The sequence below is a fragment of the Pseudomonas sp. TMW 2.1634 genome, from assembly GCF_001703595.1.
GTDB classification, from domain to species: domain Bacteria; phylum Pseudomonadota; class Gammaproteobacteria; order Pseudomonadales; family Pseudomonadaceae; genus Aquipseudomonas; species Aquipseudomonas fragi.
In genome coordinates, this window is record NZ_CP016849.1 from 4,187,997 (window position 1) to 4,201,931 (window position 13,935).

Annotated in this window: 11 protein-coding genes; 5 read left to right on the top strand and 6 right to left on the bottom strand. The window is 59.7% G+C overall.

The genetic code is table 11. The features are described 5' to 3' along the window. Nucleotides 1–35: 35 nt before the first annotated feature. The 3 genes from BFC21_RS19825 to BFC21_RS19835 all read left to right on the top strand — a co-directional run bounded on the left by BFC21_RS19825 (nucleotide 36) and on the right by BFC21_RS19835 (nucleotide 2,882). Complete coding sequence (locus BFC21_RS19825; RefSeq protein ID WP_016782625.1) at nucleotides 36–1,058, top strand: putative 2-aminoethylphosphonate ABC transporter substrate-binding protein; 1,023 nt, start codon at nucleotides 36–38, stop codon at nucleotides 1,056–1,058. Between the two features lie 139 nt (nucleotides 1,059–1,197). After that, the gene (locus BFC21_RS19830; RefSeq protein ID WP_120266442.1) at nucleotides 1,198–2,325 is read left to right on the top strand and encodes a TIGR03364 family FAD-dependent oxidoreductase; all 1,128 of its coding nucleotides are present in this window, start codon (nucleotides 1,198–1,200) and stop codon (nucleotides 2,323–2,325) included. Beyond that, nucleotides 2,325–2,882 carry a phosphonate degradation HD-domain oxygenase gene (locus BFC21_RS19835; RefSeq protein ID WP_095003952.1) on the top strand — a complete coding sequence of 186 codons (558 nt, stop codon included), beginning with the start codon at nucleotides 2,325–2,327 and terminating at the stop codon, nucleotides 2,880–2,882. The genes BFC21_RS19830 and BFC21_RS19835 overlap by 1 nt, the downstream gene beginning before the upstream one ends. Before the next feature lie 112 nt (nucleotides 2,883–2,994). On the opposite strand, the gene BFC21_RS19840 is transcribed toward BFC21_RS19835, so the two are convergent. Next, nucleotides 2,995–4,359: a DUF3482 domain-containing protein gene (locus tag BFC21_RS19840; RefSeq protein ID WP_120266443.1), complete on the bottom strand. Its 1,365-nt coding sequence runs from the start codon at nucleotides 4,357–4,359 to the stop codon at nucleotides 2,995–2,997. Beyond that, a complete protein-coding gene (locus BFC21_RS19845) occupies nucleotides 4,352–5,734 on the bottom strand; it encodes a DUF2868 domain-containing protein (protein WP_120266444.1) in 1,383 nt (460 codons plus the stop codon). Before BFC21_RS19845 ends, BFC21_RS19840 begins: the two co-directional genes overlap by 8 nt. Before the next feature lie 90 nt (nucleotides 5,735–5,824). Here BFC21_RS19845 and BFC21_RS19850 point away from each other — a divergent pair, with 90 nt between their 5' ends. Then, nucleotides 5,825–6,337 (top strand): dihydrofolate reductase, encoded by a 513-nt coding sequence (locus BFC21_RS19850; protein WP_120266445.1) that lies wholly within the window; start codon nucleotides 5,825–5,827, stop codon nucleotides 6,335–6,337. A gap of 128 nt (nucleotides 6,338–6,465) precedes the next feature. On the opposite strand, the gene BFC21_RS19855 is transcribed toward BFC21_RS19850, so the two are convergent. Continuing rightward, on the bottom strand, nucleotides 6,466–7,857 hold the full coding sequence (locus tag BFC21_RS19855) for an L-cystine transporter (RefSeq protein ID WP_083369724.1): 1,392 nt from the start codon (nucleotides 7,855–7,857) through the stop codon (nucleotides 6,466–6,468). 218 nt (nucleotides 7,858–8,075) lie between these two features. Between BFC21_RS19855 and BFC21_RS19860 the strand changes: the two genes are divergently transcribed. Then, nucleotides 8,076–9,131 (top strand): phosphorylcholine phosphatase, encoded by a 1,056-nt coding sequence (locus BFC21_RS19860; RefSeq protein WP_088378721.1) that lies wholly within the window; start codon nucleotides 8,076–8,078, stop codon nucleotides 9,129–9,131. Nucleotides 9,132–9,286: 155 nt separating this feature from the next. Here the strand turns inward: BFC21_RS19860 and ilvD are convergent, their stop codons facing one another. The 3 genes from ilvD to BFC21_RS19875 form a co-directional block, all read right to left on the bottom strand. Further along, nucleotides 9,287–11,134, bottom strand: a complete 1,848-nt coding sequence (gene ilvD, locus BFC21_RS19865) for a dihydroxy-acid dehydratase (protein WP_088378722.1) — start codon at nucleotides 11,132–11,134, stop codon at nucleotides 9,287–9,289. 268 nt (nucleotides 11,135–11,402) lie between these two features. Beyond that, nucleotides 11,403–12,599: an MFS transporter gene (locus BFC21_RS19870; protein WP_120266446.1), complete on the bottom strand. Its 1,197-nt coding sequence runs from the start codon at nucleotides 12,597–12,599 to the stop codon at nucleotides 11,403–11,405. A gap of 22 nt (nucleotides 12,600–12,621) precedes the next feature. Next, nucleotides 12,622–13,695 carry a SagB family peptide dehydrogenase gene (locus tag BFC21_RS19875; protein ID WP_120266447.1) on the bottom strand — a complete coding sequence of 358 codons (1,074 nt, stop codon included), beginning with the start codon at nucleotides 13,693–13,695 and terminating at the stop codon, nucleotides 12,622–12,624. Between the last annotated feature and the right edge of the window lie 240 nt (nucleotides 13,696–13,935).

The following is a 13,935-nucleotide window of genomic DNA, read 5'->3' on the forward strand; positions in this document are numbered from 1 at the left end:
TAACCCTGCCCCCTACACCCAAAAGGAACCGCACCATGTTCAAGCCTCTTGCTCTTGCCGCTGCAGTCCTCAGCGCTTTTAGCCTTAACGCGTTCGCTGCCAAAACCGAACTGACCGTGTACACGGCCCTGGAAGCCGAACAGCTCAAGACCTACAAGCAGGCCTTTGAAAAGGCTAACCCGGACGTCGAGATCAAGTGGGTGCGCGATTCCACGGGCATCATCACCGCCAAGCTGCTGGCCGAAAAAGCCCGCCCGCAAGCGGATGCGGTGTGGGGCCTGGCCGCCTCCAGCCTGGCGATTCTGGACCAGCAGGGCATGCTGCAAAGCTACGCGCCCAAGGATCTGGCCAAGATTGGCGGCAACTACCGTGATGCGGCCAACCCGCCAGCCTGGGTAGGCATGGACGTGTGGGCCGCGACCATTTGCTTCAACACCATCGAGGCCGAAAAGCAGGGCCTGAGCAAGCCGGTGAGCTGGCAAGACCTGACCAAGCCTGAATACAAGGGCAAGATCGTGATGCCCAACCCGGCCTCGTCCGGTACCGGTTTTCTGGATGTGAGCGCCTGGTTGCAAACCTTCGGCGAGAAGCAGGGCTGGCAGTTTATGGACGATTTGCACCAGAACATCGGCCAGTACGTTCATTCGGGCTCCAAGCCTTGCAAGCTGGCGGCGGCGGGTGAGTTCCCGATCGGTATCTCGTTTGAATACCCGGCCGTGCAGCTCAAGCGCCAGGGCGCACCGCTGGACATCGTATTGCCGAAGGAAGGCTTGGGCTGGGAAATCGAAGCCACGGCGGTGATTAAAGGCACGCCCCATGAAGAGGCTGCGAAAAAGCTCGCCGATTTTTCCGCAAGCCCCGCGGCGATGGAGCTTTATAAAGAGAACTTCGCCGTGTTGGCCCAGCCGGGTATCGCCAAGCCGCAGACCGAACTGCCGGCCGATTACGAGCAGCGCCTGATCAAGAACGACTTCGCCTGGGCCTCGCAGAACCGCGACAGCATCCTGGCTGAATGGCGCAAGCGCTATGACGGCAAGTCCGAGAAAGTGGCGCAGTAGTTTTGTAGCCACAAAAGACCTGTGGGAGCGGGCTTGCCCGCGATTGGATCGCTGCGGTTGGACAGCCGCACCGCAGCGTTTGTATCGCGAGCAAGCCCGCTCCCACAAGGGAAGTGAAGTTGCCCTTCAGGACATCGTGATGACTCTACCAATCCTTATCGTCGGCGCCGGCATCCTCGGCCTGTCCCATGCCTACGCTGCGGCAAAACGCGGGCTCAAGGTGCGCGTCTTCGAACGTACCGCCACGCCACTGGGCGCCTCGGTGCGCAACTTCGGCCAGGCGCTGGTCACCGGCCAACCACCGGGCGTGATGCTCGACCTGGCCCGCGCCAGCCGCAGCATCTGGGCTGACTGGGCACACCGCGCAGGCTTTGATCTCAAGCGCAATGGCTCATACCTGTTCGCCCGCACCGAAGCCGAAGAGCACTTGCTCGAAGCCTTCTGCCAGGGCCGTGCACGGGAGTCCGGCTATCGCGTTGAATTATTGCGCGGTGCAGCGATGGAGGCTCTGTACGCTGGCCAGTTCAGCCATCACCGCGCCGCATTGCATGGCCTTGACGACCAGCAGGTGTATTCGCGCGAAGCCATCCCGGCCCTTATCAACTATTTGCAGCGTGAGCTGGGGGTCGAGTTTCATTTTTCCACCCTAGTGCGCGAGGTTGAACCCGGTCAAGTCCACACCACGGCAGGCAGTTTCAAGGGCGCGCAGGTGATTGTGTGTTCGGGTCACGATTACCTGACCTTGCTGGCCGAGCCGCTGGCCAGACTCAACCCGCAGGTGTGCCGTCTGCAAATGCTGCGCGTGCGGCCCAAGACGGAATTGAAGCTGCAACATGCCCTGCTCACCGGCCTGAGTTGCGTGCATTACGGCGCTTTTGCCGACTTGCCCGAAGCGGCAGCCGTGCAGGCCGAAATCCTGCGCGACAGTCCGCACCTGGAACAGCACGGTATTCACCTGCTGATCAGCCCGACGCCTTATGGTGATTTGATCGTCGGCGATTCTCACGATTACAGTCGGGATCCTTCACCTTTCAACGGTGAACAGGTGGATAACTGGATGTTGCAATTGTGCGAAGACACGTTGGGCTGTGAAGTGCAGGTGGTCGAGCGCTGGCAGGGCGTCTATGGTGCCAGGGGGGCCAAACCCTTCACCTGGCTGGAGGTCGAGCCCGGCCTGCATGCGGCGCTGATGCACACTGGCGTGGGCATGAGCGTGGGCCCGGCGATGGCCGAGGGCAATATCGCCCGGATGCTGGAGACGATGTGATGACCCATGCGCAGCAAGTGGTTGAAGAGGTTTTTGGTTTGTACCAGCACTACGGCACCGATGATTACATCGGTGAGCCGGTGTCACAGATCGAGCATATGTCCCAGGCCGCGCAGTTGGCGTTGGCCGAAGGTTATGACGATGAAGTTGTGCTGGCAGCGTTCTTTCACGATATCGGGCACTTTTGCGGCAAAGGTGCGCAGAACATGGGCGGCTACGGGGTGGTCAGCCATGAGCGGGTTGGCGCCGATTACCTGCGCCGGGCCGGGTTCAGCGAGCGGCTGGCCAGGCTGGTGGAATACCATGTACAGGCCAAGCGCTACCTTACCTTGCGCCAGCCGGGGTATTACGCGCTGTTGAGCGAAGCGAGCATTCGCACCCTGGGTTATCAGGGCGGGGTGATGAGCGAGGCCGAGGCTGATGCATTCGAGCAGGACCCGCTGTGCCAGCTGAGCCTGCGCATGCGGGCGTGGGATGAACAGGCCAAGGCGATGCATGTGCCAGTTATCGACCTGCAAATCCTCAAGGCCAAAGCCCTGCGTCTGCTGAATGCGTGATCACTGATCATTGTGGGAGCGGGCTTGCTCGCGATGCTTACGGCGCGGTACATCAGCTTCACCGCAGTGATCCAATCGCGAGCAAGCCTGCTCCCACAAGGGGGGGCGGCGTCTAGATTTGCTCGGCCAGCCACTCGATCTGCTCCTGGCGCTCGGCCTGGCTCAACTTCGGATGCGGGTTGAGCGACGACCATTGTGGATGCGCCCGCGCTTTGTTCAGGGCTTCAGGCAGTTTGCCCTCGCGCCAGGTCTTGTCCTGCGGGGTGGCGACCTTGATGCTGTCTACGGCCGCATGCCCGCGCGCGTTCAGTGCATGCAGCAATTGCCGCTGACGCAAGGCCAGCAGGCGTAACACGCTGTCGTCCACGGTCAATTCGCGCTGGCCCTTGAGCTTGCCCAGCAAGCGGCTGCCGTAGCTGCGTGCAGTTTGCAGCGCACCGCCAGCAATGGCGCCGGCCAATGCGGCAGCGCCCAGGGTCAGGCCGCCGACCATCAAGTCCACACCGGCACCGGCCGCAGCGCCTGCGGCAATCCCGCCGCCGACCCTTACACCCAGATGCTTGAGCGTCTCCGGGTTGAACAAGTCATCGCCCCAGCGCCCGTCGAGCAACGGCAAGTCGCTGGCCGCCGCGTCGCCGGGGCGAAAGCCGTACAGCTTGAGCATGGCTTCCACACAACGTTGTTCGCGCTGGCGAATGACTTCGCGTAACTGCTGGATGGCCTGTTGCTCGGCGTTTTTCTCGCTGGCCACGCTGCGTCGGCAGGCGGCGCAGTCGATCAGCAGTTCGGCGATCAGGCGCAGGGCGCTGTGCTTGCGGGCTTCGCGTTGGGCCTCCTGGTCAGTGATCAAGCGCTGCAGCGCCCCGCGGGAATGCTCCAGCAACAGCGCAAGGCTTTCATACAAGCGGCGCTCGCCATCTTCGGGCGGGGCCACGCTGTCGAACCGCACCAGCGCATGCAGGCCCAGGCGGGCCAGGGCTTCGCGCCACTCGGGCTCGCGGTGTTGCGGGCTGCTGACAAAGTTGAGCACTGGCAGCAGCGGCTTGCCGCAACTGGCCAGTACGCTGAGTTCGTCGCGGTACTTGGCCAGCACCGGCTCGCGGGCATCGATCACATACAGCCCGGCGTCCGAAGCCAGCAGTTGGCGCAGTACTTTGGCTTCCTGCTCAAAGCGCTGGCGCGCCTCGCTGCCCTGGAGAAAGCGGGCCACCCGCGCCGGGCCATCCAGGCGTTCGCCGGGTTGGTCGAGGCGCTCAAGGTAGTCGAGCAGGGCGATGGCGTCTTCCAGCCCCGGCGTGTCGTACAGCTCCAGCAACGGCTCGCCGTCGACCGACAGCCGCGCCCCTTCGACATGGCGGGTGGTGCTGGGGCGGTGGGACACTTCGCCAAAGCCGACATCCCGGGTCAGGGTACGCAGCAATGAGGTTTTGCCGACATTGGTGTGGCCGACCACGGCCAGCGTCAGTGGCTTAGTCATGGCCCGTCTCCAGCCAGTTGAGGGGGGCGCTGGCGGCGAAGGGCAGGCCGAGCTTTTGCAGCGCGACATGCCAGTCGCCCAGGCGGTCGGCGTCCAGTGCCTGGCCGGGAGGTGCTTGCAGCAGCCAGATGCGGGTTTCGCGGGCACTGCGCGCCAGTTCGCCGATCAACGCCAGGCTGCCGCGGTCCGGCGAGCGTCGCGGGTCGCAGGCTATGGCCAGGCGTGCCGGGGGGAAACGGGTCATTTGTTCCAGCAGTTTTTGCCGCGACTCGCGGCTGTCGAGGATGCCCGCGTCCTTGACCATTGCAGGCAGCTTGGGCGGCCACGGGTGCTGGTCGTCCAGCTCAATGGCCACGATCAGGGCGCCATCGGTTTGCAGGTCGCTGTGCCCGGCCTGCACGTTGTGCAAGTGTTCGGGGGCGGTGTCATTGACCCCCAGCCGTTCGCTGCTGGGCATCAGGCGCTCGCGCAACTGGCTATAGCCGGGCAGGTTGAGGTCCAGTTGCAGGGCGTTGCGTCCGGTTTTCCAGCGCCACAGGCACAAAGCCGCCAGCAGCAGACGCGGGATCACGCCGTAAATCAGCACCACGCCTACCAGCCAGACTGCCCAGGCCTGACGCACCCCTTCATTGTTATAGAGGCTGGTGTCGTTGCTGATGCGGATCATCTCCACGGTGGGCACGCTCATGCCCAGCCAATTGGGCAGCGCGCCGAGGGCGCGGGTGGCGGCGACAAACACATCGGCACCGAGGATTGTGGTTTCCCAGATAAACCCGTAGCGGCGGGTGGCCATAAGCAGCAGCATCATCACCAGCGCGCTGAGCATGGCCAGCAACCACAGGCCATTGACCAGTGTGCCGAGCGCCCAGCGATTGAGTTTGCGCCGTTGCAGCAACAGCAATAACGCGGGGGCCAATTGCGCGGCCTTGGCGTCACGGGCGAGTTTTTCGCTGAGCCACAACCACAGGCGACCGAGGCTGGCGCCGTGTTCACCGGCAAACAGCAGGCCCAGTGCCCAGCTCAACAGCAGGATCAGGTTGAGCCCCAGCAGGCTGCCCAGCGCCCAGAACACATTGACCGGGGTTTGCCCGTCGCCCAGGGCGGCGAATGCCAGCCCGGCGCCACTGATCACGGCCAGCACGGCCAGTACCAGCAGCGCCAACCGCGCACCTTGCAGCCAGTGCTGCATGGCAGCGAGCAGGCCGTCGCGCTCGGCCAGCCACAGGGCGCGGTTTTGCAGGCGTGTGGGCAAGTCGCCGGCGGTGGTGCGGGCGCGTCGATTGGCTTCAAGGTCGTCCAGCGGGCCCGCGTGTTCTTCGCGCAGGCGCACGGTTTCGGTCAGCCAGAGGCGTTGTAGCGGGGAAAGTTGAGTCACGCGACATTCCATTCAAGTGAACCAAGAGCATAACCGCTGTTAGTCAGGCGGGGTACTGTCGGCGCGGGCGGCTCTGGTATCCTCGGCGCCATGAAAAAATCACTCCCCCTTAGCCTGATCGCGGCACTCGCTGAAAACCGCGTGATCGGCGTCGACAACAGCATGCCGTGGCATTTGCCGGCGGATTTCAAATATTTCAAGGCCACCACCCTGGGCAAGCCGATCATCATGGGCCGCAAGACCTGGGATTCGTTGGGGAGGCCGTTACCGGGGCGCTTGAACCTGGTGGTCAGTCGTCAGACTGATTTGCAGCTAGAAGGTGCCGAGGTATTTGCCTCGCTGCAGGACGCTGTTGCGCGTGCCGAAGAATGGGCGCATGAGCAGGGCGTTAGCGAAGTGATGCTGATTGGCGGCGCACAGCTATACACCCAGGGTTTGGCGGATGCCGACCGCTTGTATCTGACGCGAGTGGGCCTGAGCCCCGAAGGGGATGCGTGGTTTCCTGAGTTTGATCAGGCGCAGTGGAAACTGGTGTCGGAAGAGAAGCACGAGGCTGCTGATGGCAAGCCGGCGTTCAGTTTTGAGGTGTGGGAAAGGGTTTAAGGCAACCCATTACCCTGTGGGAGCGGGCTTGCTCGCGATTGCATCACCGCGTTGGTACAGACAAACCGCGTTGCCTGAATCGCGAGCAAGCCCGCTCCCACAAGAGTGGGCGCGGGGTCAGTCAGGAGTTACGCGTGCGCCAGATCACCATGATCGTCTTCAGCCAGGATGGCCTTGTCGGTCTGGTGCAGGATCTGGCTGGTCACGGTACCTGCCACCATCGAACCGCTGACGTTCAGCGCAGTACGGCCCATGTCGATCAGGGGCTCAACCGAAATCAGCAACGCCACCAGCGATACCGGCAAGCCCATCGCCGGCAACACGATCAGTGCCGCAAAGGTCGCGCCACCGCCCACACCGGCCACGCCTACCGAACTCAAGGTCACGATGGCCACCAGCGAAGCAATCCACACCGGATCCAGCGGGTTGATGCCCACGGTCGGGGCCACCATCACCGCCAGCATGGCCGGGTATAAACCGGCACAGCCGTTCTGGCCAATGGTTGCACCAAACGAGGCAGCAAAGCTGGCGATCGAAGACGGAATGCCCAGGCGGCGGGTTTGCGCTTCGATGCTCAACGGGATGCTGGCTGCGCTCGAACGGCTGGTGAAAGCAAAGGTCAGCACCGGCCATACCTTGCGGAAGAAGCGCAGCGGGTTAACCCCGGAAAACGACACGATCACGCCGTGAATCACAAACATCAGCGCCAGGGCGATGTAGGACACCACCACAAAGCTGCCCAGTTTGATGATGTCCTGCACGTTGGACATGGCGACCACTTTGGTCATCAGGGCCAGTACGCCGTACGGGGTCAGTTTCATCACCAGGCGCACCAGGCGCATTACCCAGGCTTGCAGGGTGTCGATGGCGCTGAGGATCTTGCCGCCTTTTTCCGGCTCGTCCTTGAACAGCTGCAGCGCGGCGATGCCCAGGAACGCGGCGAAAATCACCACGCTGATGATCGACGTCGGCTTGGCCCGGGCCAAATCGGCAAACGGGTTTTGCGGGATAAACGACAGCAGCAGTTGCGGCACGTTCAGGTCTGACACCTTGCCCGCGTAATCGCTCTGGATCACTTGCAGGCGGCTCATTTCCGCCGCGCCAGCCACCAGGCCATCGGCAGTCAGGCCGAACAGGTTGGTCAGGCCAATACCGATCAGTGCCGCGATCATGGTGGTGAACAGCAGCGTGCCGATGGTCAGGAAGCTGATCTTGCCCAGGGACGAGGCATTATGCAGACGGGCCACGGCGCTGAGGATCGAGGCAAATACCAGCGGGATCACGATCATTTGCAGCAATTGCACATAGCCGCTGCCAACCAGATCGAACCAGCCGATGGAGGCTTTAAGGGTCGGGCTGTCTGTACCGTAGGTCAGGTGCAGGCACAGGCCGAACACCACGCCTATAACCAGCGCCAGCAAGACTTTTTTCGCCAGGCTCCACGCGGTGTGGCGGGTCAGCGACAAGCCGAACAGCAACGCGAGGAACACCAGCAGATTGAGGATCAGCGGGAAATTCATGAAAGCTCCGAGGGACGACTTGTACCAGTCTTGGATGTAACTATTGCGAACCGGAAATCGTAACAGGTTGATATATCTACAAATATACCGATGTGGAATGACAACCTAGGTTTTTGGAATAAGCAGGTGGCGCAGACAAGACGATGACGGTCGTGCCCAAGCCAAAAACTGTCATGCAGGTTTGTTAGCGTCGATGCCTTTGACGAGGAGCATAGCTGATGAAACTGACCGCCAAGTTGACCGCATTAACCCTGTGCATGGGGCTTGCCGGGCAGGCACTGGCCACCGAGCTCAAGCACTGGCCCGCCGACCAGGCCCGGCAACTGGACGCCATGATCGCCGCCAACGCGAACAAGGGTAACTTCGCGGTCTTTGACATGGACAACACCAGCTACCGCTATGACCTGGAAGAAGCGCTGCTGCCGTTTATGGAAAACCGTGGCCAGATCACCCGAGACAGCCTCGACCCGTCGCTCAAGCTGATCCCGTTCAAGGACACCGCCGACCATAAGGAAAGCCTGTTCAGTTACTACTACCGCCTGTGTGAAGTGGACGACATGGTCTGTTACCCGTGGGTGGCCCAGGTGTTTTCCGGTTTTACCCTGCAACAGCTCAAGGGCTATGTGGACGAGTTGATGGCGTCAGGCAAGCCAGTGCCGGTGACTTACTTCGAGGGGGATGTGGTCAAGACCTCCGAGGTGCAGCCGCCCAAGGTGTTTACCGGGCAGGTGGAGCTGTTCAACAAGCTGATGGAGAACGGCATCGAGGTCTATGTGATGACCGCCGCCTCGGAAGAGCTGGTGCGCATGGTCGCGGCCGATCCCAAGTACGGCTACAACGTCAAACCGCAGAACGTGATTGGCGTGAGCACGCTGCTCAAGGACCGCAAGACGGGCGAACTCACCACTGCGCGCAAACAGATCAGCGCTGGCACCTACAACGAAAAAGCCAACCTGGGCCTGGAGCTGACCCCTTACCTGTGGACCCCGGCCACCTGGATGGCGGGCAAGCAAGCGGCGATCCTGACCTATATCGACCAGTGGAAAAAACCGGTGCTGGTGGGCGGAGACACGCCGTCCAGTGACGGCTACATGCTGTTTCACGGTGTGGACGTGGCCAAGGGTGGCGTGCACTTGTGGATCAACCGCAAGGACAAATACATGGCACAGCTGGAAGGGATGATGGCCAAGAATGCGGCGGCGCAAGCCAAAGAGGGGTTGCCGGTAACAGCGGACAAGAACTGGGTGATCGTCAAGCCGGATCAGATCCAGTAATCCCTGTGGGAGCGGGCTTGCCCGCGATGCAGGCGGCGCGGTCTGCCTGCATGACCACGGCGATGCCATCGCGAGCAAGCCCGCTCCCACAAAGGTGTGGTGCAGGTCATAAAAAATCCCGGCACATGGCCGGGATTTTTGTTTAACGCATTGGCTTACGGCACCAATTTGTCCAACAGCGCTTTATCACGCACCGCGCCTTTGTCGGCGCTGGTAGCCAGCAAGGCGTAGGCCTTGAGGGCTGTGGTGACTTTGCGCGGACGCACTTCCACCGGCTTCCAGCCTTTCTTGTCTTGCGCAGCGCGGCGTGTCGCCAGCTCTTCATCGCTGACCAGCAGGTTGATCGAACGGTTCGGAATGTCGATCAGCACCTTGTCGCCGTCTTGCACCAGACCAATCGCCCCGCCCGCAGCCGCTTCAGGTGAAGCATGGCCGATGGACAGGCCCGACGTGCCGCCCGAAAAACGACCATCGGTGAGCAGGGCGCAGGCTTTGCCCAGGCCTTTGGATTTCAGGTACGAAGTCGGGTAGAGCATTTCCTGCATGCCCGGGCCGCCTTTCGGGCCTTCGTAACGGATGATCACGATGTCACCGGCCTGCACTTCGTCTGCCAGAATGCCGCGCACGGCACTGTCCTGGCTTTCGAAGATCTTGGCGTTGCCTTCGAACACGTGGATCGACTCGTCGACACCGGCGGTTTTGACCACGCAGCCATCCAGCGCAATGTTGCCGTACAGCACGGCCAGGCCGCCTTCTTGCGAGTAGGCATGCTCGACACTGCGGATGCAGCCGTTTTCACGGTCGTCGTCCAGGGTGTCCCAGCGCGTCGACTGGCTGAACGCGGTTTGCGTAGGGATACCGGCAGGGCCTGCACGGAAGAATGTGTGTACGGCTTCGTCGTCAGTCTGGGTGATGTCCCATTTGGCGATGCCTTCTGCCATTGTCTTGCTGTGTACGGTCGGCAGGTCGGTGTGCAGCAGGCCGCCACGGGCCAGCGAACCGAGAATGGAGAAAATGCCGCCGGCACGGTGCACGTCTTCCATATGGTACTTCTGAATGTTCGGCGCCACTTTGCACAGTTGCGGCACATGGCGCGACAGGCGGTCGATATCTTTAAGGTCGAAATCGATCTCGGCTTCCTGGGCGGCGGCCAGCAAGTGCAGGATGGTGTTGGTCGAGCCGCCCATGGCGATGTCCAGCGTCATGGCGTTTTCAAATGCCTTGAAGTTGGCAATGTTACGCGGCAGAACCGACTCGTCATTCTCGACATAGTACTGGCGGCACAGGTCGACGATGGTGCGGCCGGCCTGCAGGAACAGTTGCTCGCGGTCGCTGTGGGTGGCCAGGGCCGAGCCATTGCCCGGCAGGGCCAGGCCCAGGGCTTCGGTCAGGCAGTTCATCGAGTTGGCAGTGAACATGCCGGAGCATGAACCACACGTCGGGCAAGCGCTGCGCTCGTACTCGGCAACCTTCTCGTCAGAAGCGCTGGAGTCGGCGGCGATGACCATCGCGTCTACCAGGTCGAGGCCGTGGCTGGCGAGCTTGGTCTTGCCCGCTTCCATCGGCCCGCCCGAAACGAAAATCACCGGGATGTTGAGGCGCAGCGAGGCCATCAGCATGCCAGGGGTGATCTTGTCGCAGTTGGAAATGCACACAATGGCGTCGGCGCAGTGGGCGTTGACCATGTATTCCACGGAGTCGGCGATGATTTCGCGGCTTGGCAGCGAATACAGCATGCCGTCATGGCCCATGGCGATGCCGTCGTCCACGGCAATGGTGTTGAATTCCTTGGCCACGCCGCCAGCGCGCTCGATCTCGCGGGCAACCAGCTGGCCCATGTCCTTGAGGTGGACGTGGCCGGGTACGAACTGGGTAAAGGAGTTGGCAATGGCGATGATCGGCTTTTTAAAGTCGGCATCTTTCATCCCCGTGGCGCGCCACAAAGCGCGGGCGCCGGCCATGTTGCGGCCGTGGGTGGAGGTTTTCGAACGATAGTCAGGCATGGAACAACTCCGGGCGGCTAATCAGGTAACAAACAGGGAAGTGAGCTTCTAATGACTGACGGATCACACAGAAAATGACTACGTATCCGCGAGTTGCCGTAAACGCTGCGGGATCGCCGCGCGCCGGGGCTTGAGCTCATAAACCCGCCGGGGATGATTGGCGATGAATGGGGCAGATTCTACACCGCTGGCGGCTGGAGGGAATGGTCTGAACCGTGAAGATAGCGGCCGGGAGGGATTGCGGGCGAGTAAAACCGCTAATCGGGACTCATCTGTTGACCCTGGCATTCGTCAACGCGCCCCAAAAACTGAACACAATGAAGCTGATGGCAATAATCATCAGCAGATGGTCGCCCGTTTGGGTGAGTGCAGCACTGCTGATGGCGGCGGTGAAGAACATGATGCTGTTGCCCGCTGAGGCCGCCGTACCTGCACTACTTGAAAATAACAGCATCGCGGCTGAAATAGCGGCGGGTCGAACCAGGGTGACGGCCAGGGCGCTGATCAGCATCGGGACCAGCAGGGTCGCGGGGGTGATGGCCTTGTAACTGATGATCAAGGCCAGTAGCACTCCGGCGACGCCTAGTAGCCCGAGGCCAATATAGATTTGCAGGGACAGCGTGATGCGTTTCTGCAAAAACGAGGCTGCAACGCCACCGAGCAGATAAGCCACGCCGTATACCATCAGTACCAGCGCGTACTGATATTCGGAAAGTTTCAAGCCTTCCATGAAAATAAGCGGTGTCACGCTGATCAAGGCAAAGTAACAGGCGAATACTAGAGCGGCGATCCACCAGTAGCGCAAAAAGTCCCGATTGGTTGCGACGGCTGTAAGGGTGTCAATGATCGAGACGGGGGTGCGATGCACACTTGAGGACCTGGAAGGCAGGATGCAGAACGCATGGATCAGCATGCCCAGCGCCATCAGGGCGAATCCATAGAAGCTGCCTTGCCAGTCAAATGTGGTTTGAAGCCACGAACCGATCAGTGGTGAAAGTGCGACAAACGATCCGCCGAGAGTCATGTAGTAAAGGCGCACACGTGCTCGATACTGTTCGTCGAACAGGTCTTCCACTAGCGCGTGGGCCAGAACGAAGAAGCCGCAGCCTGCTGCCTGCAGCGAACGAAACAGCAGAAACGTCAGGTAGTTCTGCGCCAGTGCGCAACCAACAGCCCCCAGGATAGATAGCGTGATGCAGCCGAGCAGCACTTCTTTACGCCCCCACTTATCCGAGAGCGGGCCGGTTATCAGTTGGGAAATCGAAAAAACCAGTGTGAACAGGCCGATGGCGAGTGCGATGTCTGCGATAGGTGTATTGAACCTTGCGGCCAGGGCCGGAAACGAGGGCAGCAGAATGTTCAGTGGAAAAAAGCTGATTAACGAGATGTTCATAATCAGTATGAAACGGGATGCAAATTCACGCCTTGAATAATGTGGCCTGTCTGATTTCAAAAGGTGAGGCATTTTAATACCCGTGACATGATTATTATTTTAATAGCTCTTCAAGTTCACTGAAGATTTCTTGATTATTACTATTTCCTGCGCCAAAAAAGAGGAAAACTTGCTCTGAAAGATCTGGAAGGTACAGCGCCTTTTCAATTTTCTGCTCGGACAATGCCGCCGTAAGCCAAGTGTTCAATCCTAATGAGGTCGCACACAGCTGAAGGGACTGTGAAATATGCCCGACTTCCAGAAGTGCGACTCTATAAGCTTGAGAGTGGGGGTATTTCCACCACATTTTGTCGAGCCTGGAAGTAATGAAAATACCGAAGGGTAAGGAGTTGGCGAAATGTTGTCCCTGTAAATAAGCGCCCAGTGGTTCTTTCGTACGACTCAAGAATTTTAAAGCGTGTTTTTGTGGGTGATAATAATAGAAGCCTGGGTCAAGTTCTTTGATGTTGTATGCGTATAAATAGCCTTCGCTGGCATTCAGGCCGCCTCCCGAGGGACTGCTTCGCCTCGCCCTGAACAGGGGAGGGGTAAACTGGCTGACTTCTGACTCTCGCTCTGATAAGTATCCCAGGCAAAGGTAGAGAATAGTTGAAATATCCTCCAGCGAAACACGGGTGTTTTCAAATGCTCGGCATGTTTTGCGGTTTAACAGGCTCTGTTTGAGGCTTCCTGGTTTGTCCAGGTCGCTACTGCTTCGTGGTTGAGGCAGTTGGATCATGTCTTGGGGCTGCAAGCTGGCTAGCCGATGAGGTGGCGGTAAGGGGCGATCCATTGCTTCCTTACACTGAGCAACGTAATGTTGGGCCCACTCCTGACGGGTCTGTGGTAGTACGCCGGCAGCGAGGTTTTTGGTGCCGACATGAAAAATTTTCGATAGTGCATCCCACTGCCATAGGTCAGGCAGATGGGGTTTATCGATCAGAACGCCCGCGCTGAAAAGGTTTTTATCCAGTTCGTTATCTTCATCGAATAGCGAGGGCTGCTCCAAAAGCTCGGTTAAACGATAGCTATGAGCCTTGTCTATTTCAAACTGCTCGTGGGTCTTGTAATTCCATACTATAAGCGAGGGGGGCTTCGGCAATAGAAAGATATAAGGGTTTATATTCATTGTATTGCTCCGTTGTAATTCGCTGGAGCGCTTTGGCTGAGCAGGCGTGAGCTGCTCAGCCTACGGCGTTTTAGTGATTATTTTGAAGTGTGTAGCATCATTGCGTGATGCTGGGCTGAAAGGTGTTCAAGGATAACTTTCTTCATGGTTGATCTCCTTTTTCGTTTTTTGGGTTGGCCGCAATGTGTTGTGGCGGCAAGCAAATAGTAGACGCATAAGCGCGAGTATCAATAAGAAATT

What these genes read in the sequence shown, in the direction of transcription:
- BFC21_RS19825 (WP_016782625.1), top strand. Translation starts at nt 36, where the DNA reads ATGTTCAAGCCTCTTGCTCTTGCCGCTGCAGTCCTCAGCGCTTTTAGC.
- BFC21_RS19830 (WP_120266442.1), top strand. Translation starts at nt 1,198, where the DNA reads ATGACTCTACCAATCCTTATCGTCGGCGCCGGCATCCTCGGCCTGTCC.
- BFC21_RS19835 (WP_095003952.1), top strand. Translation starts at nt 2,325, where the DNA reads ATGACCCATGCGCAGCAAGTGGTTGAAGAGGTTTTTGGTTTGTACCAG.
- BFC21_RS19840 (WP_120266443.1), bottom strand. Translation starts at nt 4,359, where the DNA reads ATGACTAAGCCACTGACGCTGGCCGTGGTCGGCCACACCAATGTCGGC.
- BFC21_RS19850 (WP_120266445.1), top strand. Translation starts at nt 5,825, where the DNA reads ATGAAAAAATCACTCCCCCTTAGCCTGATCGCGGCACTCGCTGAAAAC.
- BFC21_RS19855 (WP_083369724.1), bottom strand. Translation starts at nt 7,857, where the DNA reads ATGAATTTCCCGCTGATCCTCAATCTGCTGGTGTTCCTCGCGTTGCTG.
- BFC21_RS19860 (WP_088378721.1), top strand. Translation starts at nt 8,076, where the DNA reads ATGAAACTGACCGCCAAGTTGACCGCATTAACCCTGTGCATGGGGCTT.
- ilvD (WP_088378722.1), bottom strand. Translation starts at nt 11,134, where the DNA reads ATGCCTGACTATCGTTCGAAAACCTCCACCCACGGCCGCAACATGGCC.
- BFC21_RS19870 (WP_120266446.1), bottom strand. Translation starts at nt 12,599, where the DNA reads ATGCCTCACCTTTTGAAATCAGACAGGCCACATTATTCAAGGCGTGAA.
- BFC21_RS19875 (WP_120266447.1), bottom strand. Translation starts at nt 13,695, where the DNA reads ATGAATATAAACCCTTATATCTTTCTATTGCCGAAGCCCCCCTCGCTT.